This is a genomic window from Candidatus Bathyarchaeota archaeon A05DMB-5 (assembly GCA_019685655.1).
GTDB lineage: Archaea > Thermoproteota > Bathyarchaeia > Bathyarchaeales > Bathycorpusculaceae > DSLH01.
On sequence record JABFQP010000001.1, the window covers coordinates 445,994 to 466,862 of the forward strand.

The window sequence follows — 20,869 nt, forward strand, 5'->3', positions numbered from 1 at the left end:
TTGAGCATGCTTAACACTCCTACCAAAATACATCCACTGCTATCTCTCGCACACGAAAGAAAAAAACACCAAAGCTTAAGCTACTTGTATCTTGCCCGTCTCTTCTGTCGTTTCTTCTTCTGTTTACGCATCCTTTTCTTTTTCCATTTAGCGCGGATGTTATGCACACTCCCAACAATCATTCCAATGTTGCATGTCTTCGCTTTAAATCCTCTTCAGTTGTTCCTAACCGATGCATCAACTCTACGACTAGACTGTCAAGGAAAACCATGCAATTGTTCTCGAACACACTTCCCAGAGGAGTTAATGGCTCGCGTTCACCAATAATTTGTCTAGCAAGATAGTCTTCTTCTTTTGGCCAACCGGTCTTTGTTCTTCCCTTAATTGTTACGACGTGGTCTGCAATTTGTCCCAGCTGCGATTCAGGGAAGGATGTGATTGCTATGACTGTAGCGCCGATTTCTTTTGCGGCTGAGCTTGCAGTTAGAACCATTTTTGTTGTGCCTGTTCCTGAAATTGCGATTAGTATGTCTCCTTTTTCTGCGGCTGGTGTGATTGTTTCACCTAGGAAATAGACGTGGAAGCCTAGGTTCATTAAGCGTAATGCAAAGGCTCTGGCGACGAATCCGCTTCTTCCCATGCCTACTATGAAGATTTTTCTGTCTTTTGCTTGAAGTAGAAGTTCGATTAGTCGCTCCACTTCTTTCATGTTTAATTCTTCAATAGAGCGTTTTATGCCTTCGAGAATTTCTTCTGCTGCCGCTTTCAGCAACTTCAACTTCTTTTAACTCCGAAAACCCTTTACATTTGCGCCTACATTAAAAGTCTTGCGGTTTAAAGTAAACTTCCTAAAAGTTGATTTAATGATGGGATTTTGAAAAATAGGCGAACATAGATTGCGGTTGCTAAAATAAGAATGGTTAGTGCTATCAGTATCATATCGCCTCTGTGCATCTTAAGCACGTATAGGTTTGTGCGTTTTTTCGTGGCTCCCCATGCTCGTGATTCCATTGCTTCTGCTAATTCGAGGCTTCTGCGGATTGCGCTTACAATTAGAGGTATTAGAATTGGAATGTAGTTTCTGATTCTTTTCAGAAAATTGCCACGTTCAAGTTCTAATCCTCGTGCTTTTTGAGCGTCCATTATTGTTTGAGCTTCTTCAGCTAAGACTGGAACGAAACGCACAGCTGTGGTGAAAGCAAAACAGAATTCGTAAGGCACATGTGCTTGTTCTAATGCTAAGCCTAAGTGGTCTGGCGACGTTGTTAAGAAAAAGATTGAGAACGACTCAACAAGCACAATAAAGCGCAGAGTCATAGCGGATGCGCCTTCAAGACTTTCTGAGAGTTTTCGTCCTCCGAAGTAGGCGAAAATGAAGTTTGTTAAAAAGATGATTGATGCTAGGAAGATTGCTCCTCGCATTGAACGGAGCCATTCGCGTTTGACACCAGCTAAGATAACAAATGGAATCTGCATTACGAAAAGCACTATTAAGGGAATAAGTTCGCCGTAGAGTATCGCGATTGCGAAAATCGCGCAAACATACACAAACTTTATTCTTGGGTCTAAGTTGTGAATGGGCGAATAGACTTTTCGGAATTTAAGTCCTTCAAAAACACTCATTTTTGCTTTTTCTCCAGAGCCTTAAGTAATATTTCTCGTGCCTCGTAAACATCAATGATGTTGCTGGGCAAACCTAAATCAGATAACTGCAGAAAAATCTGCGCTATTTGAGGCGGAACAATGGATGCTTGAGTTAAAACATCAAGGTTTGTAAGTATTTTTCTTGCTTCTCCATCGGCGACTATTTCTCCTTCTCTCATCAACAGAACTCGCGGGTTGCATTCTGCTACAAATTCGACATCATGCGTGACAATGATTATGGTTTTTCTCTGAGCCTTCATTTGCAAAATGAACTGTCTTAGTTTCTCTTTTTGTTGATAGTCTTGTCCTATGGTTGGCTCGTCCAATATTAGCACTTTCGGGTTCCATGCCAAAACAGACGCCAAGGCTACGCGTTTTCTTTCTCCTCCGCTGAGCATGAAGGGCGATGTTTTTCGATACTGTGTCAAGCCTAGAAGATTCAAAGCCCACGTAACCCTTCTCTTTAGAATACTCTCCTTAAAGCCGAAATTTCTCAGTGCGAAAGCTATTTCCTCTTCAACTGTTTCGCTGAAAAGCTGGTGGTCTGGATTTTGGAAAACAAACCCCACGTTTCTTGCTAGTGTTGCTACGCTGACTTTTGTTGTATCCATGCCATCCACAAACACGTTTCCTTTGGTTGGTTTGAGGAGTCCATTAAAATGTTTGACAAGAGTGGTTTTTCCAGCACCGTTTTGTCCCATTATGGCTATAAACTCGCCGTTTTCAATTGTTACCGACACGCCTTTTAGAGCTTCTACTCCATTCGGATAAGAGAAGTAAACATCCTTAGCTTCAATCATTGCGCTTTAAAAGCCTCCTTCAATAGACTAGCCATTTCATCTGAGGAAAGCGGAATTGTGTTGCTGAGTTTCACTCCGTCTTTTTTGAGAATTTGGTAAAGGCGTGTTGCTTTTGGAATGCCAACTCCTATCAAGCGTGTTTCTTCAGAGCTTAATATTTCGCGCGGTTTTCCGTCTAAAACTACTTTTCCTTCATCCATTATAATTATGTGGTCTGCGTATCTGGCAGTTAAATCAAGTCTATGCTCAACTAACACAACAGTTATTCCAAGCGTTTTGTTCAACTCGTAAATTACTGCGAATATTTTCTTCGCGCTTAATGGGTCAAGGAAGGATGTTGGCTCATCTAATACTATCACCTCGGGTTGCATTGCCAAAATAGATGCTATGGCGACACGCTGCTGCTGTCCACCAGAAAGTTCGTGAGGAGCCCTTTCCCTCAAATCATATATACCCGTGAGATTTAAAGCCCAGTCAACTCTCTTGCGCATCTCTTCCCTTGGGACTCCAAGGTTTTCTAATCCAAAAGCAACATCTTTCTCAACAGATAACGCAAACAATTGGTTTTCTGGATTTTGGAAGACAAGCCCCACATGCCTTGCTAATTCGTGAATTGGATGTTCAATAACATTTAATCCAGCAATGGTTATTTCTCCCTTTAATTCGCCATGGTAGAAATGTGGAATCAGCCCATTAAAGCATCTGCAGAGGGTTGTTTTTCCACAACCGCTCGGACCTGTTATAAGGGTGAATTCACCTTTCTCTATTTTTATAGAGACTTCTCTAATGGAAGGCTTTGTTCCGCTTGGATATGTGTATGTAAGATTTTTTGTTTCAATTATTGCCATTCTTTTCGGGCGCCTGCCAGCTTTTTTAGCGATTGTTTTGGCTCATTTAAGAGTAGCTACTTATTATTGATTAGATAACTTTTCCTTCAAAAGCCGCAAGCAACGCTTAAGACCGCTATCAATGTCGCCTACACCATTAACCCCCGCAGCAGACGCATGTCCACCGCCCATTCCTTGAAGATACTCGCCTAGAGGTTTAGCAATGTCCTTGCCCATGTGTATCCCTGTTTTCTCTTGAAACTCGCGTGTGCAGCGTAGACTAATTTCCAAGTTTTCGTTCTTTTGTCCTGCAACAACGGCAACATGCGCACCTAAATCAATGATAGCTCTTGCCGCTGAAGCTTGAAAAGCGCTGACATGAGAAAAGGCAACAATCCATTCGCCAATCTTGAAAAGTTTAGCTCTTTTACATGCCTTTAACCTTGCGACGCGCTCTGAAAAGTCCATAGGCAAAGAAAGCAACGACAAGGTTTCTTGGGCGTTTGCGCCTGCGTCGACGAGTTCTGCTATTGTCTTCAGCGTGGACGAGTTAGCTAGAACAAAATGGCGTGTGTCGAAGGCTATGCCCAAAAACAATGCTTTAGCTTCTGTTTCGTTCGGTTTAATGTTTTTTTCTTTAAAGAAACCATAGACAATCTCGCATGTCGAGGATGCTTCTTCATTAGTTATGCATACTTTAGCTAATCGTTCAGTTTCCGGATGCGCCGCATGATGGTCAACAACAATTATAGGCGCTTTTGAAGCCTTTACTTTTTCAGCCCAATTATTCAGTTGCTGTATTGTGTTAGTGTCAAGCAGCATTAGTACGTCTGCCTTTTCCACGCTCGGTTGAGTTTTCACTTCTATAGGCAAAAATCTGATAAGATGCTTTGAAAGTCGACTTATTCCTTGAGTTGCTCCAATTTCCACAGCGCATTCCGGCTTCAATCGCCGTATCAAACTTGCTAGTGCATAAGCTGAACAGACTGCGTCCGGATCTGCATTATGATGGCATAGCAAAACGGCAAGTTTGGCGTTTGTCTCCTCTAAAATTTTATCTATTTTGGCGAATGACACTTTAATTTCCTCAAATATTTTTCCGCCGAAGCAAAAGCTTCCTTAACTGCTTCATCAACAAGTTTCTGCACGTCAAGATTTTCTATCGAAGGTGATAAAGCAATGTCTACGTCAACCGTGAGCGTTACCGGTTTTGTGCCATCTGCCTCGGCGCTGATGTCCATTTTCTCTATCTTTTTCTGAGGAACCTTTGATAAGACATATTTTCTAGCGGCATACTCTGCGATAGAACACAATTCTTCAACTTGTTCAGTAGTTAACTCTGGTATGTCCACTTCTTCCACAATCGTCACCTAGACGCAAACTAGGCTATGACTGGGACGGAGAAACTGGACTCAAATCTTGTTGAAGCTTAGTCTGCAAATCTTTCAATTGACTACGCAATCGTTCTTCCTGCTTCCCCAACACCGTCGCTCTGGTGTTCAGCAACTCTTTCCGCTCGTTTAAATCCGCGGATATTTTGGCTTTCTCCGATTTCACCAGAAGCGAACCAATAGCCTTGTAGATTACCGCATCGTCAGCCAATTTCTGCAACTCATTTAAGGCTTGTTCAATTTCTGTAAGTTCCATTTCTACCTGTTGCTTCTGCGCTAGAATCGACTGAAGCGTCTGCTGAAGCTGATTAAGCCGCAATAAACGCTCTTGAACTTGAGGAGGAAGTTTCGAAATTTCATCACTCACTTCTTATCCTTCCATTCTGCACAGCAATAAGCACAGTCATTAATAAAACATTTCCCGAAATATAGACAAATTCCATAGAAGGGTCGCTGCAATATTGTTTAACAAAAATTTCTGCGCTTTAACAAATCTATAGTGGTAAGCCAAAATTTAGAGAATAAGTCCAAAATGGTTGTTTTTGTGATAAGTATAGAACGAGTTATTTCAATTATAGATTGTCTTATCCATTGCAGAATCGCAATCTAAGATATGCTTTCCAGAATTTCTAAAACATTTGTTGTCGAGTTTATCCATCTTAAATAAGCGTTTACTGCAGCTCGCAAAGCAACTGTATCTTTAGCAGCAACATTCAAAATTATCAAGTTCTTTTTCCGCGTAAAGGTCGCTTGTGAACGCGTTGTAGGCGATTTTCTAATTTCTGGCTCCAAAGCCTTTAAGACTATTTCTAAGTATTTTTCTGAAGGAAATTTCAAACGGATAGTAGCCTTTGTCTTCATGCTTCCTGTTACTCTGCTTCTTCTTCCGTCGCTTTCACAACTTCCTCTAATGGTGCCCCTTTAGCCACGCGTTTCGCTACGATTCCAAGTTTTGTGGTTGGTGTGTATGCTCCACCAGTGAAAGTGAATCCGCATTTTTTGCATTTCCAAACGCCAACGCTTTCTCTTTTGACGCGTGAAAATCCACATCGTGGGCACACGTGTGGCTTTTTCATTTCTGTAATTACCTTGATGTAGCGCTTTCTAACAGTGGCGCCGTAACGTGGTCCAAGTCCTCGTGTTGGCCCAACCTTTTTAGTTCTTTTTCCCATTTTTCTCACCATTTCAGTTTTTTACGCATTTCTTCAGCTTTTTCTTTAGCTATTTTGGCGGCTTCGAAAACTTGTTCTTGTGTGAAATATCCACTGCCGCCTTTCTGTAATGCGCAGATGTTTCCGTCGTCGTCGATTGCTATTGAAAGCCTAGAATCCATTACTTGTTCTTCTTCGAGGCAAGGGTCAACGATTAGTTTGTCGTTTATCTTAGCGAACGTGACGGTTATGGGGCGCTTTTTCAATGGAAGTGGAGTGTATCCCGACTTTAATTTCACTTCGCCTTCTTCGACTTCATAGTTGGGCATTTTCGTGTTGAGCAAAGCAGCCATTGCAGCTAATGCTGAAGCATCTATCAAGTTTCCATCGTGATTAAGCACATAAACATCAACGAAAACGACAAACACTTTTTCGCCGGGTTCGATGCAAAGTTTTTCTGTGTCAATAGCTTTTGATTCTCTTATTCCTCTGTCGACAATTCTTGCAAGTTCAATGGAGTTTTCGTCTGGTGGCCCGGGTTCAAAAGTTGATGAAGCTAAAGGCACAAGTTCAGCGTTTACTGTTAAAACTCCTTCGTTCGGCGTGTCTGGAAACGGTTCACCCGTTTCAATTTTTGTTCCCACCATCACTTCTGTTTTTCCAAGCAACACCCTTGCCGAGCCTTCTGCACGTTCTATTAATCCTTGCTCTAACTTTATTTCGCGGTAGTCTGTTAATTCTCTACCATCCAAGCGTTTTCCTTTAGCGATTAACTGCGCAATCTGTTTCTGTTTTACTCGTGTGATTATTGACGACATTACTCTTCAGCCTCCTCTTTGACGCTTACATATTTAAGTTTCAAAGCTTCTTTTTGTAACGTGTAGATTTTTTTGCACCCTTCAATTGCCATATTCACAGCTTTCTCGAACTCTTCCAAGGTTAGTATTCCATCCATCTGCAGAAGCGTTATAGCGTTTAAATTTGGCATTAAAGCGACTGGCACATCTGCTGTCCCTATTTTATCTTCTGTATCCATCAAATCCAATACTATGGTATCATCAGCCTTTCCAGCAGCGCATGCAGCGACCAAATCGCGCATTGGAATGCCTGCATCTGCTAAAGCTAAAGATGCAGCGGTTATGCTTGCACATCTTGTGCCGCCATCTGCTTGCAAAACTTCCACGAAGATGTCTATGCCTGTTCTTGGGTAGTATTCGAGAAAAATTGCTGGTTCCAGTGATTCTCTTATGACTTTTGAAAGTTCAATTTCTCTTCTTGATGGTGCAGGTGATTTGCGTTCTTGAACTGAGAAGGGTGCCATGTGGTAGCGGCATCTTAAAACCATTCGGTCTTGAAGTGCCAAATGTTTCGGGTGTAATTCTTTCGGACCGAACACTGCGGCTAAAATTTTATTTTTTCCTTGTTCAATGTATGCTGAACCGTCAGCGTTTGACAAAATTCCTACTTCAATTTTTATCGGTCTTAACTCGTCTGGTTTTCTTCCGTCCAGTCTTAAACCTTTTTTATCAATTAACTTTTCAGTTTTCTGACTCATTTTTAACTTTCCCCCGTTTTGTTTTTTCTTGTTTAATCATTTGGGTTATGCGGTCTGTCAAACCGCTCGTGTGAGATTCTTCCTCAATCTTGCGTAGCGCCATCACCGCTAACTGTTCATCTTCAAGGGTTTTCCCCGTAATTAATACGACTCCGTTGAGTCCGAGAATTATTTGACAGCCCGTTTCTTGTTTTATCATTGATATCATGGAGCCTTTTCTGCCTATGGCGCGTGGAATTTTTGTCGGTGTAATCTTCACGATTTGTCCGCGAGTTACTTTTCCAAGTCCTGGCTCACCAACCGTTAGTTGCGGGTTGTGAGCTCTGTCATAGGCGATTATTTTTGCGACTATCAAGTCTCCTACATCGAGAACTTGAGATAATTCGTCTTTTTGTGGTTTGAACGGTCTGCTTAAAACGTCTGATGCTCTTAAAAGGGCTTCGTATGGCGCGTTAATGTCCACTGTCCACCCGTTGAATCCCACTTCGGTGACAGTTCCTATGACTATGTCTCCAATTCTTGGAATGTAAAATGCTCGTAGAGCTACAACGTTGACTTTTTTGTTTTCGTATTCCACTATGCCGATTCGTGAAGCGTAGATTTTGTTATTTTCTCGGTAAGTGTTTTCGCCAGCCATGTAATCGTCTTCTGCAATCAAATCTCCAGGCGTTACAAGCTGTCTTCTTTCAAAAAATGTTGGCATAAATTCACACCTTTTTCATTCATAACAATTTTTAAGCGATTATTTTCGCTTCTCCATTTCCTTTGGTTATTTCTCCAAGCTTTTCTAGAAAAGGACCGTATAATCCTGCTGGCATTTCTAAGACGCCATACCATGACCCGTCGCCACGCCATTCTTCTCGTTTTATTGTTCCAAACGTCTTTATTGTTCCGTATGCTCTAGCCGCGTATTCTGTTGGTATGTGGACGCCTACGGATACTTGTTCCATTTTTAGTGGCAGAATTGGTCTGAGCAGCTTGATTATTTCTCGCGCTTGTTCTTCTACGGGCTTGAAGGGGTCTATTGAGTAGTGGATTTGTTCTAGGGCGTTTTCTATGCGTAATGGTGGATGTGGAAGGTTTGTTTTGGGGTCGACGCATTGTCTTGATATGAAGTCTACTATTTGTTTTCTTTTGTCCTCAATCATTTTTCTTCTTTGTTCAGTTGTTAGTTGCAGTGTTCCTTTTTTCAGTATTATTTCTGCTATTTTTAGTGGTTCTGTTGTTCCGAAGGCTTTGCGGAGGTTTTCTTCTGAGACTTTTGTGCCTTTGTTTGCATCTGAAAATATGGTTTCAGTTACTAACACTTCGGTTATTGCGGTGATTTTTCCCATTCGATAATCTAATGCTTTTTGAGGCTTTACGAGCACTTCAAAGTGTTCGTTATCCTTTATTATGCGTGCGACGGTGTACTTTTCGCTCATCAGCGTTTCACTTGCCCAGTCCCAACTCTTTCATGTAACTTTCAATTCTGTCGTCGCCTAACATTTCCATCTTCTTTGTTGCTGAAGGAATGACAGCTATTTTTATTCTTGGCGGCAGTTGTCTGGCTTCTAGGGCTTTTACTAAACATTTTACTGCAAGTTTTGTGGCGTCTTCTAGCACCATGTCTTCGCGGTATTCTTCCTTCAATATTGATAGCACGGTTTCTCTTCCAGCGCCTAAAGCAGTAGCCTTGTAGCCTCTGTATGTTCCGCTTGGATGCGTTCCTAACAGTCTGTTTCCTGCCTTATCAACTCCGCCGAAAATCATTGAAACTCCGAAAGGTCTAACGCCTGCGTGTTGTGTGTATAGTTGTTTTATGTCGCAGATTCTTTTGGTTACAACTTCCACGTCTATGGGCTCGTCATAAGTTAGTCTGTTACTTTGAGCGTACACTCTTGCTTGGTCTATAAGAATGCGCGCGTCAGAGCTTAAACCAACTATTGCTGCGCCGACATGCTCGTCTACTTTGAAAATTTTCCAGGAGTATTCTGCGTCCTCGAGGGGCTCGACGGTTTCTTCCGCACCCAAAACTATTCCTTCGGAGCAACGTATTCCCAAAATTGTTGCTCCACGGTTAACTAATTCCATTGCGTATTCTACTTGGAACAGTCTGCCGTCTGGTGAGAAAACAGTTATGGCACGGTCATATGCTCCTGGCGCTGCAAATACGGACATAACATATCTACCTCTCACTATTACCTAGTACATTTGCAGACTTTCATATGACATCTTGACTAAAAACCTTTTCCTAAAATATTCTTGCTTTTTGCAGAATGGTTGGTTTCTTTCAGTTGTCTCTTTTGATAGACCCTCCCTTATATATAGGTTGAACTTCTGGTAGGCTGGTTTTGGGAGCGTGGCTTATTCTTTCCAGTCTAGGAGTCTTTTTTCTCCTTCAATTTTCTTTAACTCTGTCAAGTCTTGTGTTACTTCCATTGTTCCAAGGTATTTTCCGTTTTGGTCTCTCACAGCGAAGTATCTTATGTGTATTAGGCGGTTGTTCATTGTAATCCAGAATTCCGCCACATCTCTTTTGCCTGTTTTGAAGGCTTCTAAAATCTTGTTTACTATGTGAACGCTTTTTTGTGGGTGGCAGAGCTGAACTTTTCGGCCTATGACGGCTTTTGTGCGGACAAATATTCTTTTTTCTGCTTTGTTGAAGTATTTCACGGCGTCATTTGCGTCGACGAATGATATATCAATTGGAAGTGTGTTCAAAATGGCTTCAATTTCGTCTTTTGAGAGAGAACCAGTTTCAAATTGTACTATACCCTCTTGTGTTAATGCTTCTTCTTTTTTTGTTTCTTCAGATTTTGGTGCTACTATAATGTGTGGCGGCGTGAAACAGCAGTATCCAATTTCATCAAACTCTCGCCTAATATCTGTCCATTCTTCCTTTGTAACAACTTTCAATGCTGTTGGAAATAGTATGTTGTTTTCTTTGAAAAAGTGGCTGGGGAGAATTTCGTTTAATGCAGCAGAGGCTTCTGCAAGCTGTTTCTTAAAATCTTGAAAATCTATGTTGTCGTATTTTCCGATTAGGTTGCTGAGTTGTTTCTTTTTCTCTCTTATCTGGTTGTGTTCCATCCACATTATTGCTGGTGGCTCGGTGATTCCATGTTTTTCTATGACTGGGAAGAGCACGTTTTCTTCGCGTAAGTAATGTTTTTCTGAGTCTGTGAAATCTCTTGCTATGTGTTGCAGTTGGTGGATTGCGTCTCCAATGTAGTTTTTGTCGTTTATCTGCTTAATTTTGTTTGTAACAGAAGCGAGTTTTTCTGCGAGTTGTAACATAATCTTATGTTCTTCTAATAGAATTCCAATGGGATGTTCCGGAGGAATCTCTGGCTTCTGTTTTTCTAATTGTTCCCTAAAAACTGCAAGGTGAACATCGCATAGGCGTTGAATTTCCTCTCTCGGCATGCCTTCCTTTACGAGTTCATTCTCAATTTTAGCAATTTCCTCAGAGCTTATACTTCCCAAAAATTGTTTAAATCTCTCTTTTACTTGTTGAGGCGGAACGCCCGCATGTAACTGCGTGATTATTTCTTTCAGTATTTTCTTTTTGTTCTCGGCTATTTCGCTCATCACGGCGTCTCCTTAATCTTTCCAGCAAGAGTTTTGCCCAGTTCAACTATTTTACTGATATCATTCTCTGTTGGTGGACCGTTAACTTCTAATGCGCCGACAACTTCTATTTTTGATGGACCGAGAACTTCTTGAACTTGCTTTATTGTGCCTCCGCCCCACCCATAAGAGCTTAGAACGACGGCGAATTTGAGTGGCGGTTTCAAAGCTTTCACTAAATAAGAGGCGTAAACAGCTAATGGGTGTGCACCGCCTAAGACTGTTGGTGCGCCTAACACTATGGCTTTTGAATCTACCAAATCTTTGGCTACGTCTCTAATATCGCTTAATGCTAAATTATGTACTACAATTTGGATGCCTTCAGACGCTAATGTGTCCGCGATTGCTTGTATCATTTTTTCTGTGCTGTTCCACATTGTTACGTAAACTATGATTGCTTTTTGTTTGGTTTCTCCGTTTGCCCACTTATAATAGGCATTTCGTATGCGTTCGGGATTTCTATGGATTGGTCCGTGGCTTGGCGCAATCATCTTGATTTCTAAATCCTTTATCTTTTCCAGCGCTCTTTTAGCCATGACAGCAAAAGGCATCATTATTTCACCCCAGTATCTTTGAGCGTGAACAAGCAAGTCTTCCACTTCATCGTCATATTGTCCCTTTGCCAAGTGTGAACCGAAAAAGTCGCATGGAAACAGAATTTTATCCTCTTGCAGATACGTGAACATTGTTTCTGGCCAGTGAAGCATCGGCGCTTCTATAAAACGTAAGGTTTTGCCTCCTAAATCAATGGTTTCTTGGTCTTTCACTGCGATTATTCTTTCTTCTGGGACGTTGTAGAATATTTGGGCCATTTTTGCGCCTTTAGTTGTTGTCACTAGTTTAGCTTTAGGGCTAAGTCTCATTATGTATGGTATTGCGCCTGCGTGGTCTGGTTCTGCATGGTTCATTATTACGTAGTCAATTTCGCTTGGGTCCACAAGCGTGTGTATTTTTTCTTTTAGTTCTTTCTCGAAGCCTGGGTTTACTGTGTCTATTAATGCTGTTTTGTTTTTGCCGATTACTAGGTAGGCGTTGTAGCTTGTTCCTTTTGGTAGTGGAATTAATGCGTCGAAAAGTCTGCGGTTCCAGTCTCTAATGCCGACCCAGTAAACGTTTTCTGAAAGTTTGGTTGTGTTTCTCCATTTCATGTTGGGTTCCCTCATTTTAATATTACAATTGTAATAAAGTATATTTATGCCTTTCTACACAATACTACCCGGAGACAACATAAATGTCGCTTCCCTGCGAAGTCGCAGTAAAATGCCTACTACCGCCAGTCCGCGCTATGATAGCCAAAACACTCACAACAAAGTATAATCTAACACAGACAGAAGCAGCTAAACGATTAGGAATAAGCCAACCCGCCATAAGCCTATACGAAAGAAAAATGCGCGGTAAAGCCATAAACCTAGAGAACGACCCAGAAATAACAAAGCTAATAGAGAATCTGGCGGAAGCCTTAGCAGAAGGTGATTTATCCCGTAAAAGCTTCATTCAAGCATTCTGCGAAATCTGCAAAACAATACGTTCCAAAAGCTTGCTATGCCAAATGCACAAAACCCTTGACCCTGCAATCGATGTAGAAAAATGTGGATTATGCTTGCTCACAGATGCGCTGAAGTGTGTGTAAATGTTTGGGCAATATTTAATAACGTTTAGAGAGACTCTCGAAGCGGCGCTGATAGCCGCAATAATACTGTCTTACCTAGTCAGAAGCGGCAGATATGGTTTGGCACGTTACGTATGGTATGGAATATCTCTAGCCGTAGTCGCCAGCCTTAGTTTAGGTGTGATTGTTTGGTTTACATATGGCATTCTTTCAGAAACTTCAAAGCTACTGTTTGAAGCATTGGCGGCGTTCGTTGCCGTTGCAGTTTTGTCCTTCATGATTTATTGGATGGCTGTTAAAGGAAGACATATTCGTGAAGAAATGGAGAAACATGTTGAGCGCGCGGCATCACGAAGCGCCATAATCGGATTGTCTTTGCTTGGATTCATCGTAGTTTTCAGGGAAGGTTTCGAAACTGTCCTTTTTCTCGCGCCATTTTTGTTAAGCGATACAATAGCGACGCTAACCGGAATGTTTTTGGGAATCTTTACTGCGGTCCTGTTGGCTTATGGCATTTTTGTGGTTGGCATGAAAATCAATCTGCAAAGATTCTTTTATTTTACAAGCATAATGTTAATTCTGCTCGCTGGCGGCTTAGCTGGTTACGGCACACATGAACTTCTGGAATACTACGAAGAAACTGGCTATAAAATAGGCTGGCTAAGCGAATCAGCGTATGTTTTGAACATTCCAGCAGACAGCCCATTTCACCATAAAGGCATAATAGGCTCCATATTTGCGGTAATGTTCGGCTACACGGTAAGTGCAGAATGGGCGAGAATGATAGTTCACATTTCCTATCTGGCAATAGCGCTTCCACTTTTGATATGGGTTTATAAAAAATAAGTAAGGAAAATATGGCGAAAGCTTAGAGTTCATGCACTTTTCAATACATTACTCAAAGCGACCGCATTGTTATGTTCTTTGTCCTTAGCAGCATAAAGAAGCGTAACAGTTCCTTGCTCTTCCTCAATCTGTTTAATTTTACGAAGCAAATCCCTCTTTCTTTCCAGCTCTTCAGCGTATTTTTCTTTAAATTCTTCCCATTTCACTGGGTCATGGCAAAACCTTTTTCTTAACTCGTCACTAGGTGCAATTTCTCTCAACCACAAGTCAACATTGGCCTTTTCTTTCGATAATCCTCTCGGCCATAATCTATCTACAAGGATTCTGTAACCGTCTTCTTTTGAAGGTGCATCATAAACTCTTTTTATCTTTATCATCTAAATCACACACTACACTTTGTTCTTAAGTATTAAATCTTTTAAGCAGACACGACGAAAAGAACATTTTGGGGTGATGGAATGCCTCCTCATTGTGACACTATGGATGGTCCTGTTGTAAAGGCTGCAAAAATGGCTTTAGAAACTGGAAATGTTAACCTCATTCTGCCTTGGGTGCCGAAGAAAGCTGAGGCTGAGTTGAAGAAAGCGTTTGAGAAAACTCTTCATGCAAGAAAATTGGGTAAAGAAGCGGCTGAAGTTGCTGATTACTGGTTCTTTGAAACTGCGGTGCGCTTGCATAGAGAAGGTGAAGGAGCACCTTACACTGGGCTTAAACCAGCGGGGCTTGATTGGGGTCCCGTTGTGCCGCGTGCAGAAAAAGCTATTGAGAAAGGAAACCCGAAAGAAGTGATAGATTTCATAGTGTATAGTGTGGAAGAAGAATTACAAAGAAGATTCAAACATGCCATGGAGAAAAAGAAATACGATGTGGATGATGTGGACGCTGCAAGAGAATACGTGCATGCAATGCTAGGCTTTGTTCTCTACTCGCATCATTTGTACACTAACATAAAGGGTGATGGAGAGCACGGCGAAGAAGGAATGGGCGGGCACGAACATTAAACGTAGGGCACTTGAATGACTGAGTACGCCACAGAGACGCGTGGAATAAAAATAGCCTTAGCAAGCTACTTGATACTGGTCATTATACAATTAACCGCTTATCTCTTCACGAACGTTCTAGTACTGCTGGCGCAAGCCTTAGAAATGCTAAGCGACGTCTTAGTCTCCACTTTTCTTTTAATATCCACCTATTGGTCACATAAGCCTGCAGACGAGTTTCACATGTTCGGTCACGGACGAGGACAAAACGTAGCGGCTCTAGTCTCAGCCACAATCCTAATTTCTTTCATGAGTCTCGAAACATATCGAGAAGCCATTCCAAAATTCTTCCAAACTTCTGAATATAGCGAATTTCAAAACCTAACTCTTGCATTAACAGTTATCGTAGTTGGCATGTTTATAATCGCAATTCCAACAGTCGACATTTTGAGGACTAAGGCAAAAGGGGCTTCGATGAAAGCGCAACTGATTGCACTTCTTAAAGACGAATTTTCTTACATGGCTGCGTTGATTGCGGTAATTCTCGTGGGACAAGGGTATCACTTAGCTGACCCAGCAGCCTCTATTATTGTAGCCACCGTAATCGCATTAAGCGGCATATACCTCTTTAAAGACAATGTTCACTATTTAGTAGGCAAAGCACTTGGCAGACAGTTTTTGGAGAAAATAGAATCCACAGCCAAATCCGTAAAAGGCGTGTTGGATGTTCATGATTTGAAGGCTGAATACGTTGGACCTAACATTATTCACACGGGCTTTCACATAGAAGTTGCAAGGGGCACATCAATAGAAGAAGCAGACCGCATTGCAGAAGAGGTTAAAGAAAAAATCAGCCGCGAGACAGGATGCCAACACTGCGTAATCCACGTGGACCCAGCCGAAAACTAACTGCCTTGTGATAACCCTTTATAGTTTCGATGCTAATTCAAAGAATGGTGAATTGATAATATGGGATATTTGGCTGTCTGGAAAGTTCTGGAAGAAATGATTATGGAATTCCGGAAAAAAGGCATCTCAATTCCAGCGGATGTCATGGATAATTTGAAATCTGCTAGGACCATGATTAAAATTTTGAAGGCAGACCCATACCGTGGAGAGACCATGCAGAAAATTGAAGAGTACCTCGGTAATGTTGAATCTTACCTTATCTCTGAAGGACAGAAAAAATTTGGAGTGGAACACGCGGATGAATGGCTTAAACGTTTAGACGAAGCCAGTGCGCGCATGCCTGACGTGGAAGATGAAGAAACAAGATTCGTTCCCGGGTTGCCGAGAGAACAAAGGTGGATTCGAGTTAAACCTTCAGCCGAGTTATCCATTGAAAAATTGAAAACGTTAGCTCAAGAATCAAACTTATCCTGCAAACTTCAAAATGATGGTTACCTGCTTGTATATGGCGAAGACGAACGCTTAAAAGAGTTTGTAAAGAAAATGGCTACAAAGTATGGAGTGAAGACTGAAAAATAGCCTTTAAACCGTGCATAACCGTTAAAGCATTGAAATGTAATCTTTTTATAGAAAAATCTTACAGAAGTCTCTATAATAAGATAGCTCTATCTCCCCGTGAGGGCGAGGGCGCAAACTAGGATGCCCTACATTAAAAAAATCGAAGTTAAAGGTTTCAAATCGTTCGGTCCGCAAACCGTTAAAGTAACTCTAGATAGAGGCTTCACGGCAATCACGGGACCCAACGGAAGCGGAAAAACAAACATTGTTGACGCAGTTCTATTCGCTTTAGGCGAGTTAAGCACTAGACGACTCCGCGCGGAAACCGCGGCTAAACTAATTTTCCATGGTTCTGAAAAGGCTGGATTAGAAAAGGCGAAGATGGCTAAAGTAATAATTCAGTTTGACAACTCGGACGGGCGCATGCCAGTTGATACAACAACAGTCACTGTCTCACGGGAAGTTTACAGAAATGGACAAAGCGTTTACAGACTTAATGGAAGAAGAATCTCCCGTGCGCAGATTCTGGAAATCCTCCTAATGGCTGGAATAAGCTCAACCAGCCAAAACATAATCTTGCAAGGCACTATAACTCGCTTAACAGACATCTCTCCACCCGAGCGTAGAAAAATAATTGAGGATTTAGTCGGAATTGCCCAGTACGACGCTGAGAAGGCTGAGGCGGAAGAAAAACTGCGCGCGGCTGACATCTCCATTCGCACAGCCATGGGTAGAATAGACGAGGTGCAAAAGCGCGTAGATGACCTAGAAAGGGAACGCAACGAGTTATTACGGTTCAGTTTTATTCAAAATGAAATAAAAAAGTTTGAAGCTGTTGAACTTTCACATGATATGGCGCAGATACAGGAAAAAACAAAGGAAACCTCTTCACAAGCAGACAAGCTTCGAGGCATGGTTGAAAAATTAAGACAGTTACGTGAAGAGCGTAGGTCGAAAAGAAGAGAAATTGAAGGAGAATGGCGTAAGCTAAGTTCAGAACTTGTCGAGGAAGGCGGCTCCCAAGTTTTAAGGGTTCAGATAAAAATTGGCGAATTAAAATCAAAATTAACGGAGTTAACAACTAAGATAAGTTCTGGAAAAACAAGTTTGGAAGGTCTAAAACGGATAAGAGAAAACAATCTTAAACAATACCAAACCATCCGAGACGAAATCCGCGAAAACCGCTTAAAAATAAAACGACTCAAAACCGAATATGAAGAAATTCTGAACCAAATAAACGCGAAACAAGCGGAACATGACATGTTAGCAAAGGAAACCGCTCAACTATGGGAAAATCTTGGAGAAAACAGCAAAAGAATCCATGAAATAGAACAGAAACTCGAAAGCAACTACAAAAGACTAACCTATCTACGGTCTGAACAGGTGAAAAGCCACACAGCCATCAAACTACGCGCAAGACGACTCAAAGACCTGAAGGAACGCAGAGAAAGATTTGCCGCAACGCTTAGCGAACTTGAAAAATCATTGGCTGAACTTGAAAAAGTGCAAAAGGAACAGAAAACTCAACTAAAAAATCTCGAACGTACACTTGAGCGGCGAATAGCTCAAAAAGAAGCTGTGGAACGAGAAATTGCCGAAGCTGGAAAGATAGCTGACTCAGCACGCGAAGCAGTTATAGAGTTTGTAACGCAAAAAGAGCTCGCGGAAACGGTGGCTTCTGAAGAAAAAGCTCTCAAAAGCATAGAAGAACTGGGCGATCTTGGCGTAATTTCTGGCGTGTATGGCAGATTACGTAACCTAATCAAGATTGACAAAGCCTATAAACAAGCGATTGAAGCGGCAGCGGCTGGATGGCTTGACGCAATAGTCGTGAAGGATTTTGATGCTGCGTTTACGTGCACGGAAACTTTAAGGAGAATGAAGTTGGGGCGAATAAAAATAATTCCACTTGAAGGCGCGTTGAAACCTAAGGTTTCAAAAATTCCGGAAAGAGAAGGTGTGAACGGCGCGGCTCCATTTTTTGTGAAATGTGAGAAGCACTATGAACCAGCAGTTAACTTTGTTTTAGGCGACACGCTCATAGCTTCAGATGACAAAACCGCCTTTGCCTTATCCAATGAAGGCTACCGCGTAGTGACAGTTAACGGAGACCTTTATGAGGTGGGCGGTGCCTTCGAAAGTGGTTATTATCGTGCACCTATTGATTTTTCCACGATTATCCCAAGCGAATCTGCAATCAAAAGCCTTGAAGAAGCCGTGAGTGCACTCCAACAGCATCTCTCGAGAAGAGGCAGCGACATAACGACTCTCGAGGATGAAATCGATAGAACACGCGTTGAAATTACTCGCTTATCAGAGGCTATCACAACGCTCGACAGGGAAATAGTCAGGGTTAAAAGAAGCACAAGAAGAACAAAATCAAATGTTAAGCGAGTAGAACACATCATTGGGCGGCTTGATAAAGAGGTTGAGAATGAGAAAACACAGATGTGGCTGCACAAGGCTGAACAAAGCTCTATTCAGAAAGAAATGAGAAAGCTTCAGAAGGAATTGGCTTCCCTAAAACGGAAGACGGACCCGTCGCAAATTCAAGAAATGGAAGTTAAAAGAGAAAAACTCGCAGAAGAAATAATCACTTTGAGACAGAAACTAGGCACAATCCAAACAGAAACTTCAACTCTGCAGTCACAATTTGATAACGTTTTAAGGGTTGGATATCAAAACGCAAAAATCCAACTTGCAAAGGTTGAACAGCAGTTTAGAAGAGTTGAAAAAGAAGTAGAAAGCGCGTTGCAAGAGCGGGAATCACTCAAGCATGAGTTGACGGAACTGGAAAAGAATCGCGTTGAACTCTCAAAAAGTGTTTTGTCAGCAAGAGAAGAAGCCAAGAATTTTACCGCTCAAATTGACGATATAGATAAAGAACTGCGTAAGCTTGATTCAGAGTATGAGCAAGCTGACCGCTTGTTGAATCAGCTTCAGCTGAACATTCAAACATCATTGTTACAGCTTGAACAATACAGAAGCCAGCTTAGACAGTTAGGTTATGAGCAACCATTAACAGTGACGCCCTCGCAAGTCGCAGAAGCTGAAACATCGATAAGAATGATGCAGCTTGAACTCGAACGAATAGGCGCAGTAAACCAGCTCGCCCTTTCGCATTACGCAGAACAAATTTCACGTTACAAGGAACTTTCAATGAGATTAAACGAGCTGGAAAGAGAAAAACAAGCCATAGTACAGTTTATGGATGAGATAGAACGCAAAAAACGCAAGGTATTCACAGAAGCTTTCGAAAAAATCAATAATAACCTTGGAAAGTACTTCGCAAAACTAACTGGAGGCGGAAACGCCACATTAAAACTCGAGAATCCAGACGAGCCTTTCTCTGGCGGCATCGACATGATTGTTCAGTTTCCCAACAAACCTTCCATAGTTGTAAGCGGAGCCAGTGGTGGCGAACGTTCGGTAGCAGCAGTCGCATTTATATTCGCTTTGAAAGAGTTTACTCCTGCAGCCTTCTACATACTCGACGAAATAGATGCACATCTCGACGCTTTTCATGTCTCAAAACTCGCTGACGTTCTATTGGAAGAATCTGAAAAAACCCAATTCATAGTCATCACTCTAAAGCCCGAAATGGTAAACAAAGCACAGAAGGTTTACGGCGTTTACGGACGCAATGGAGTCTCAAATGTAATTTCAGCCAAATTCTTAGAGGTGCCAAGCTAATGGCTTCTACAACGCTCAAAAAGCCCTTTTACATGCGTCCCCCATGGAACATTCTATTCGAATTTCACAAACTCGAAAAGTTAACACCTTGGAACATCAACATTTCCTATCTGCTTACAACGTTTCTTGAGGAAATGGAAAGAGTTGGGCAAGTAGACTTTAGAGCTTCAGGCGTGGCTCTCGATTCTTCAGCCCTTATATATTTGATGAAGTCAAAGCTTCTGCTAAAACTTGAGGAACCACCACCGCCGCCTAAGCCCCCCCAAGACTTTCTGCCTCCACCATTGTTTTTGCCGCTTAGACACGAGTTAACATCAACAACCATTAGTCATCTGCTTGAAGTTCTGGATGATGTCTTAAAAGGCGAAAAACTAATCCATCTTGAAAAGGCAGTTGCAGAACCAATTCTTCCAACACCTTCAGAAATTCTTCCACAACTAGACATTTACCTAATGGAAATCGAATTGCAAATGGAAAAACTCTACACTTCGCTTTCTGAAAGAGTCAAAGGCACGGGCATAATAGAATTTTCAACCCTAATCAAAGGTATCGGACGGTTAGAAGCCATTCGCACATTCATACTTTTGCTGTTTTTAGCGCAGGAAGGAAAAATAAAATTATGGCAGGATGAACAAACTGAAGAGATATACATAACTGTTGGAGATTTGAACATTGCAGAAAACAGAGAAACAAGCACTTAATTTAGATATGAATCTTCAACAGCAAACTGCAGAAAAAATACAGCGTGACTTGGCCTTGGTAGAAGCCGCCTTATACGTCGCAGGTCGCCCCTTAGACCTAAACGAATTGTGTTCAGTTTTGAAAACTCGCTCAAAAAATAAGGTTAGGAAACTAGTGAAGAATATTATGCAAGATTATGCGAGCAGAAACACCGCTCTGGAAATTTTAGAGTTAAAAGACGAACGATACGTGTTGCAGTTAAAAGCAGAATTCACACCTCTCGTTAGGAGACTTGTTAACAGACCCTTGCTTTCAACTGGTCCATTAAAAACACTCTCGTACATAGCCTATCGGCAACCTGTCTCACAAAAACGAGTCGTCGACGTCCGCGGTCACCACGCCTACGGCCACATTAAACTGTTGAAAGAGATGGGCTTAATTGCCAGCGAAAGGAGCGGACGTTCATGGGTTCTGAAAACCACAGAATACTTTGCGGACTATTTTGGATTGAGCCACGACACTGCAACTATGAAAAAAGAGTTAAAACATGTCTTTGAAGATTTTTCAAAACAAGAAACTCCCCAAACCTGAAATGGATAGGTTTATATGCAAA

The 20,869-nt window shown here is 41.7% G+C and carries 25 protein-coding genes; 8 read left to right on the forward strand and 17 right to left on the reverse strand.

The genetic code is table 11. The features are described from left to right. Positions 1–178 precede the first annotated feature (178 nt). The 16 genes from hxlB to HM003_02590 all read right to left on the reverse strand — a co-directional run bounded on the left by hxlB (position 179) and on the right by HM003_02590 (position 12,128). Positions 179–709, reverse strand: coding sequence for a 6-phospho-3-hexuloisomerase (gene hxlB / locus HM003_02515; GenBank protein MBX5328215.1), 531 nt, complete (start codon positions 707–709; stop codon positions 179–181). A 125-nt stretch (positions 710–834) separates the two neighbouring features. After that, the gene (locus HM003_02520; protein MBX5328216.1) at positions 835–1,623 is read right to left on the reverse strand and encodes an energy-coupling factor transporter transmembrane protein EcfT; all 789 of its coding nucleotides are present in this window, start codon (positions 1,621–1,623) and stop codon (positions 835–837) included. Further along, a complete protein-coding gene (locus HM003_02525; protein MBX5328217.1) occupies positions 1,620–2,444 on the reverse strand; it encodes an ABC transporter ATP-binding protein in 825 nt (274 codons plus the stop codon). The genes HM003_02520 and HM003_02525 overlap by 4 nt, the downstream gene beginning before the upstream one ends. Further along, positions 2,441–3,292: an ATP-binding cassette domain-containing protein gene (locus HM003_02530; protein MBX5328218.1), complete on the reverse strand. Its 852-nt coding sequence runs from the start codon at positions 3,290–3,292 to the stop codon at positions 2,441–2,443. The genes HM003_02525 and HM003_02530 overlap by 4 nt, the downstream gene beginning before the upstream one ends. A gap of 63 nt (positions 3,293–3,355) precedes the next feature. Further along, positions 3,356–4,348, reverse strand: a complete 993-nt coding sequence (locus tag HM003_02535) for a hypothetical protein (GenBank protein MBX5328219.1) — start codon at positions 4,346–4,348, stop codon at positions 3,356–3,358. Further along, positions 4,330–4,632, reverse strand: coding sequence for a DUF3194 domain-containing protein (locus tag HM003_02540; GenBank protein ID MBX5328220.1), 303 nt, complete (start codon positions 4,630–4,632; stop codon positions 4,330–4,332). Before HM003_02540 ends, HM003_02535 begins: the two co-directional genes overlap by 19 nt. Before the next feature lie 25 nt (positions 4,633–4,657). Then, complete coding sequence (locus HM003_02545; GenBank protein ID MBX5328221.1) at positions 4,658–5,017, reverse strand: prefoldin subunit beta; 360 nt, start codon at positions 5,015–5,017, stop codon at positions 4,658–4,660. A 251-nt stretch (positions 5,018–5,268) separates the two neighbouring features. Then, positions 5,269–5,523: a hypothetical protein gene (locus tag HM003_02550; protein MBX5328222.1), complete on the reverse strand. Its 255-nt coding sequence runs from the start codon at positions 5,521–5,523 to the stop codon at positions 5,269–5,271. A gap of 8 nt (positions 5,524–5,531) precedes the next feature. Next, the gene (locus HM003_02555) at positions 5,532–5,834 is read right to left on the reverse strand and encodes a 50S ribosomal protein L37ae (GenBank protein ID MBX5328223.1); all 303 of its coding nucleotides are present in this window, start codon (positions 5,832–5,834) and stop codon (positions 5,532–5,534) included. A gap of 5 nt (positions 5,835–5,839) precedes the next feature. Beyond that, entirely contained in the window at positions 5,840–6,631 is a 792-nt protein-coding gene (locus HM003_02560) for an exosome complex protein Rrp42 (protein ID MBX5328224.1), read from the reverse strand. Next, on the reverse strand, positions 6,631–7,368 hold the full coding sequence (locus tag HM003_02565; GenBank protein MBX5328225.1) for an exosome complex exonuclease Rrp41: 738 nt from the start codon (positions 7,366–7,368) through the stop codon (positions 6,631–6,633). Before HM003_02565 ends, HM003_02560 begins: the two co-directional genes overlap by 1 nt. After that, positions 7,352–8,071 (reverse strand): S1 RNA-binding domain-containing protein, encoded by a 720-nt coding sequence (locus HM003_02570; GenBank protein ID MBX5328226.1) that lies wholly within the window; start codon positions 8,069–8,071, stop codon positions 7,352–7,354. The genes HM003_02565 and HM003_02570 overlap by 17 nt, the downstream gene beginning before the upstream one ends. A 31-nt stretch (positions 8,072–8,102) precedes the next feature. Further along, positions 8,103–8,792 carry a ribosome assembly factor SBDS gene (locus HM003_02575; GenBank protein MBX5328227.1) on the reverse strand — a complete coding sequence of 230 codons (690 nt, stop codon included), beginning with the start codon at positions 8,790–8,792 and terminating at the stop codon, positions 8,103–8,105. Between the two features lie 7 nt (positions 8,793–8,799). Then, complete coding sequence (locus tag HM003_02580; GenBank protein MBX5328228.1) at positions 8,800–9,528, reverse strand: archaeal proteasome endopeptidase complex subunit alpha; 729 nt, start codon at positions 9,526–9,528, stop codon at positions 8,800–8,802. A 186-nt stretch (positions 9,529–9,714) separates the two neighbouring features. Then, a complete protein-coding gene (locus HM003_02585) occupies positions 9,715–10,941 on the reverse strand; it encodes a DUF438 domain-containing protein (protein ID MBX5328229.1) in 1,227 nt (408 codons plus the stop codon). Beyond that, on the reverse strand, positions 10,941–12,128 hold the full coding sequence (locus HM003_02590) for an FprA family A-type flavoprotein (GenBank protein MBX5328230.1): 1,188 nt from the start codon (positions 12,126–12,128) through the stop codon (positions 10,941–10,943). Before HM003_02590 ends, HM003_02585 begins: the two co-directional genes overlap by 1 nt. An 83-nt stretch (positions 12,129–12,211) precedes the next feature. Here HM003_02590 and HM003_02595 point away from each other — a divergent pair, with 83 nt between their 5' ends. After that, positions 12,212–12,610: a helix-turn-helix domain-containing protein gene (locus HM003_02595; GenBank protein ID MBX5328231.1), complete on the forward strand. Its 399-nt coding sequence runs from the start codon at positions 12,212–12,214 to the stop codon at positions 12,608–12,610. Continuing rightward, positions 12,611–13,435 (forward strand): ferrous iron transporter, encoded by an 825-nt coding sequence (locus HM003_02600; GenBank protein MBX5328232.1) that lies wholly within the window; start codon positions 12,611–12,613, stop codon positions 13,433–13,435. Positions 13,436–13,464: 29 nt separating this feature from the next. Here HM003_02600 and HM003_02605 read toward each other — a convergent pair whose 3' ends face one another. Beyond that, the gene (locus HM003_02605) at positions 13,465–13,812 is read right to left on the reverse strand and encodes a DUF488 domain-containing protein (GenBank protein MBX5328233.1); all 348 of its coding nucleotides are present in this window, start codon (positions 13,810–13,812) and stop codon (positions 13,465–13,467) included. 81 nt (positions 13,813–13,893) lie between these two features. Here HM003_02605 and HM003_02610 point away from each other — a divergent pair, with 81 nt between their 5' ends. The 6 genes from HM003_02610 to scpB all read left to right on the forward strand — a co-directional run bounded on the left by HM003_02610 (position 13,894) and on the right by scpB (position 20,847). Then, entirely contained in the window at positions 13,894–14,436 is a 543-nt protein-coding gene (locus HM003_02610) for a hypothetical protein (GenBank protein ID MBX5328234.1), read from the forward strand. Positions 14,437–14,451: 15 nt separating this feature from the next. Further along, complete coding sequence (locus HM003_02615) at positions 14,452–15,324, forward strand: cation transporter (protein MBX5328235.1); 873 nt, start codon at positions 14,452–14,454, stop codon at positions 15,322–15,324. Positions 15,325–15,384: 60 nt separating this feature from the next. Continuing rightward, positions 15,385–15,903 (forward strand): DUF2096 family protein, encoded by a 519-nt coding sequence (locus HM003_02620; protein ID MBX5328236.1) that lies wholly within the window; start codon positions 15,385–15,387, stop codon positions 15,901–15,903. Between the two features lie 120 nt (positions 15,904–16,023). Beyond that, the gene (gene smc, locus HM003_02625) at positions 16,024–19,575 is read left to right on the forward strand and encodes a chromosome segregation protein SMC (GenBank protein ID MBX5328237.1); all 3,552 of its coding nucleotides are present in this window, start codon (positions 16,024–16,026) and stop codon (positions 19,573–19,575) included. Further along, on the forward strand, positions 19,575–20,276 hold the full coding sequence (locus HM003_02630; protein MBX5328238.1) for a hypothetical protein: 702 nt from the start codon (positions 19,575–19,577) through the stop codon (positions 20,274–20,276). The genes smc and HM003_02630 overlap by 1 nt, the downstream gene beginning before the upstream one ends. Continuing rightward, complete coding sequence (scpB, locus tag HM003_02635) at positions 20,248–20,847, forward strand: SMC-Scp complex subunit ScpB (protein ID MBX5328239.1); 600 nt, start codon at positions 20,248–20,250, stop codon at positions 20,845–20,847. The genes HM003_02630 and scpB overlap by 29 nt, the downstream gene beginning before the upstream one ends. The last annotated feature ends 22 nt before the right edge of the window (positions 20,848–20,869 follow it).

Bases quoted from the DNA above. Each gene is read 5' to 3' on its own strand.
- hxlB (MBX5328215.1), bottom strand. From the start codon at position 709: ATGAAAGAAGTGGAGCGACTAATCGAACTTCTACTTCAAGCAAAAGAC.
- HM003_02520 (MBX5328216.1), bottom strand. From the start codon at position 1,623: ATGAGTGTTTTTGAAGGACTTAAATTCCGAAAAGTCTATTCGCCCATT.
- HM003_02525 (MBX5328217.1), bottom strand. From the start codon at position 2,444: ATGATTGAAGCTAAGGATGTTTACTTCTCTTATCCGAATGGAGTAGAA.
- HM003_02530 (MBX5328218.1), bottom strand. From the start codon at position 3,292: ATGGCAATAATTGAAACAAAAAATCTTACATACACATATCCAAGCGGA.
- HM003_02550 (MBX5328222.1), bottom strand. From the start codon at position 5,523: ATGAAGACAAAGGCTACTATCCGTTTGAAATTTCCTTCAGAAAAATAC.
- HM003_02555 (MBX5328223.1), bottom strand. From the start codon at position 5,834: ATGGGAAAAAGAACTAAAAAGGTTGGGCCAACACGAGGACTTGGACCA.
- HM003_02560 (MBX5328224.1), bottom strand. From the start codon at position 6,631: ATGTCGTCAATAATCACACGAGTAAAACAGAAACAGATTGCGCAGTTA.
- HM003_02565 (MBX5328225.1), bottom strand. From the start codon at position 7,368: ATGAGTCAGAAAACTGAAAAGTTAATTGATAAAAAAGGTTTAAGACTG.
- HM003_02570 (MBX5328226.1), bottom strand. From the start codon at position 8,071: ATGCCAACATTTTTTGAAAGAAGACAGCTTGTAACGCCTGGAGATTTG.
- HM003_02575 (MBX5328227.1), bottom strand. From the start codon at position 8,792: ATGAGCGAAAAGTACACCGTCGCACGCATAATAAAGGATAACGAACAC.
- HM003_02580 (MBX5328228.1), bottom strand. From the start codon at position 9,528: ATGTCCGTATTTGCAGCGCCAGGAGCATATGACCGTGCCATAACTGTT.
- HM003_02585 (MBX5328229.1), bottom strand. From the start codon at position 10,941: ATGAGCGAAATAGCCGAGAACAAAAAGAAAATACTGAAAGAAATAATC.
- HM003_02590 (MBX5328230.1), bottom strand. From the start codon at position 12,128: ATGAAATGGAGAAACACAACCAAACTTTCAGAAAACGTTTACTGGGTC.
- HM003_02595 (MBX5328231.1), top strand. From the start codon at position 12,212: ATGTCGCTTCCCTGCGAAGTCGCAGTAAAATGCCTACTACCGCCAGTC.
- HM003_02600 (MBX5328232.1), top strand. From the start codon at position 12,611: ATGTTTGGGCAATATTTAATAACGTTTAGAGAGACTCTCGAAGCGGCG.
- HM003_02605 (MBX5328233.1), bottom strand. From the start codon at position 13,812: ATGATAAAGATAAAAAGAGTTTATGATGCACCTTCAAAAGAAGACGGT.
- HM003_02610 (MBX5328234.1), top strand. From the start codon at position 13,894: ATGCCTCCTCATTGTGACACTATGGATGGTCCTGTTGTAAAGGCTGCA.
- HM003_02615 (MBX5328235.1), top strand. From the start codon at position 14,452: ATGACTGAGTACGCCACAGAGACGCGTGGAATAAAAATAGCCTTAGCA.
- HM003_02620 (MBX5328236.1), top strand. From the start codon at position 15,385: ATGGGATATTTGGCTGTCTGGAAAGTTCTGGAAGAAATGATTATGGAA.
- smc (MBX5328237.1), top strand. From the start codon at position 16,024: ATGCCCTACATTAAAAAAATCGAAGTTAAAGGTTTCAAATCGTTCGGT.
- HM003_02630 (MBX5328238.1), top strand. From the start codon at position 19,575: ATGGCTTCTACAACGCTCAAAAAGCCCTTTTACATGCGTCCCCCATGG.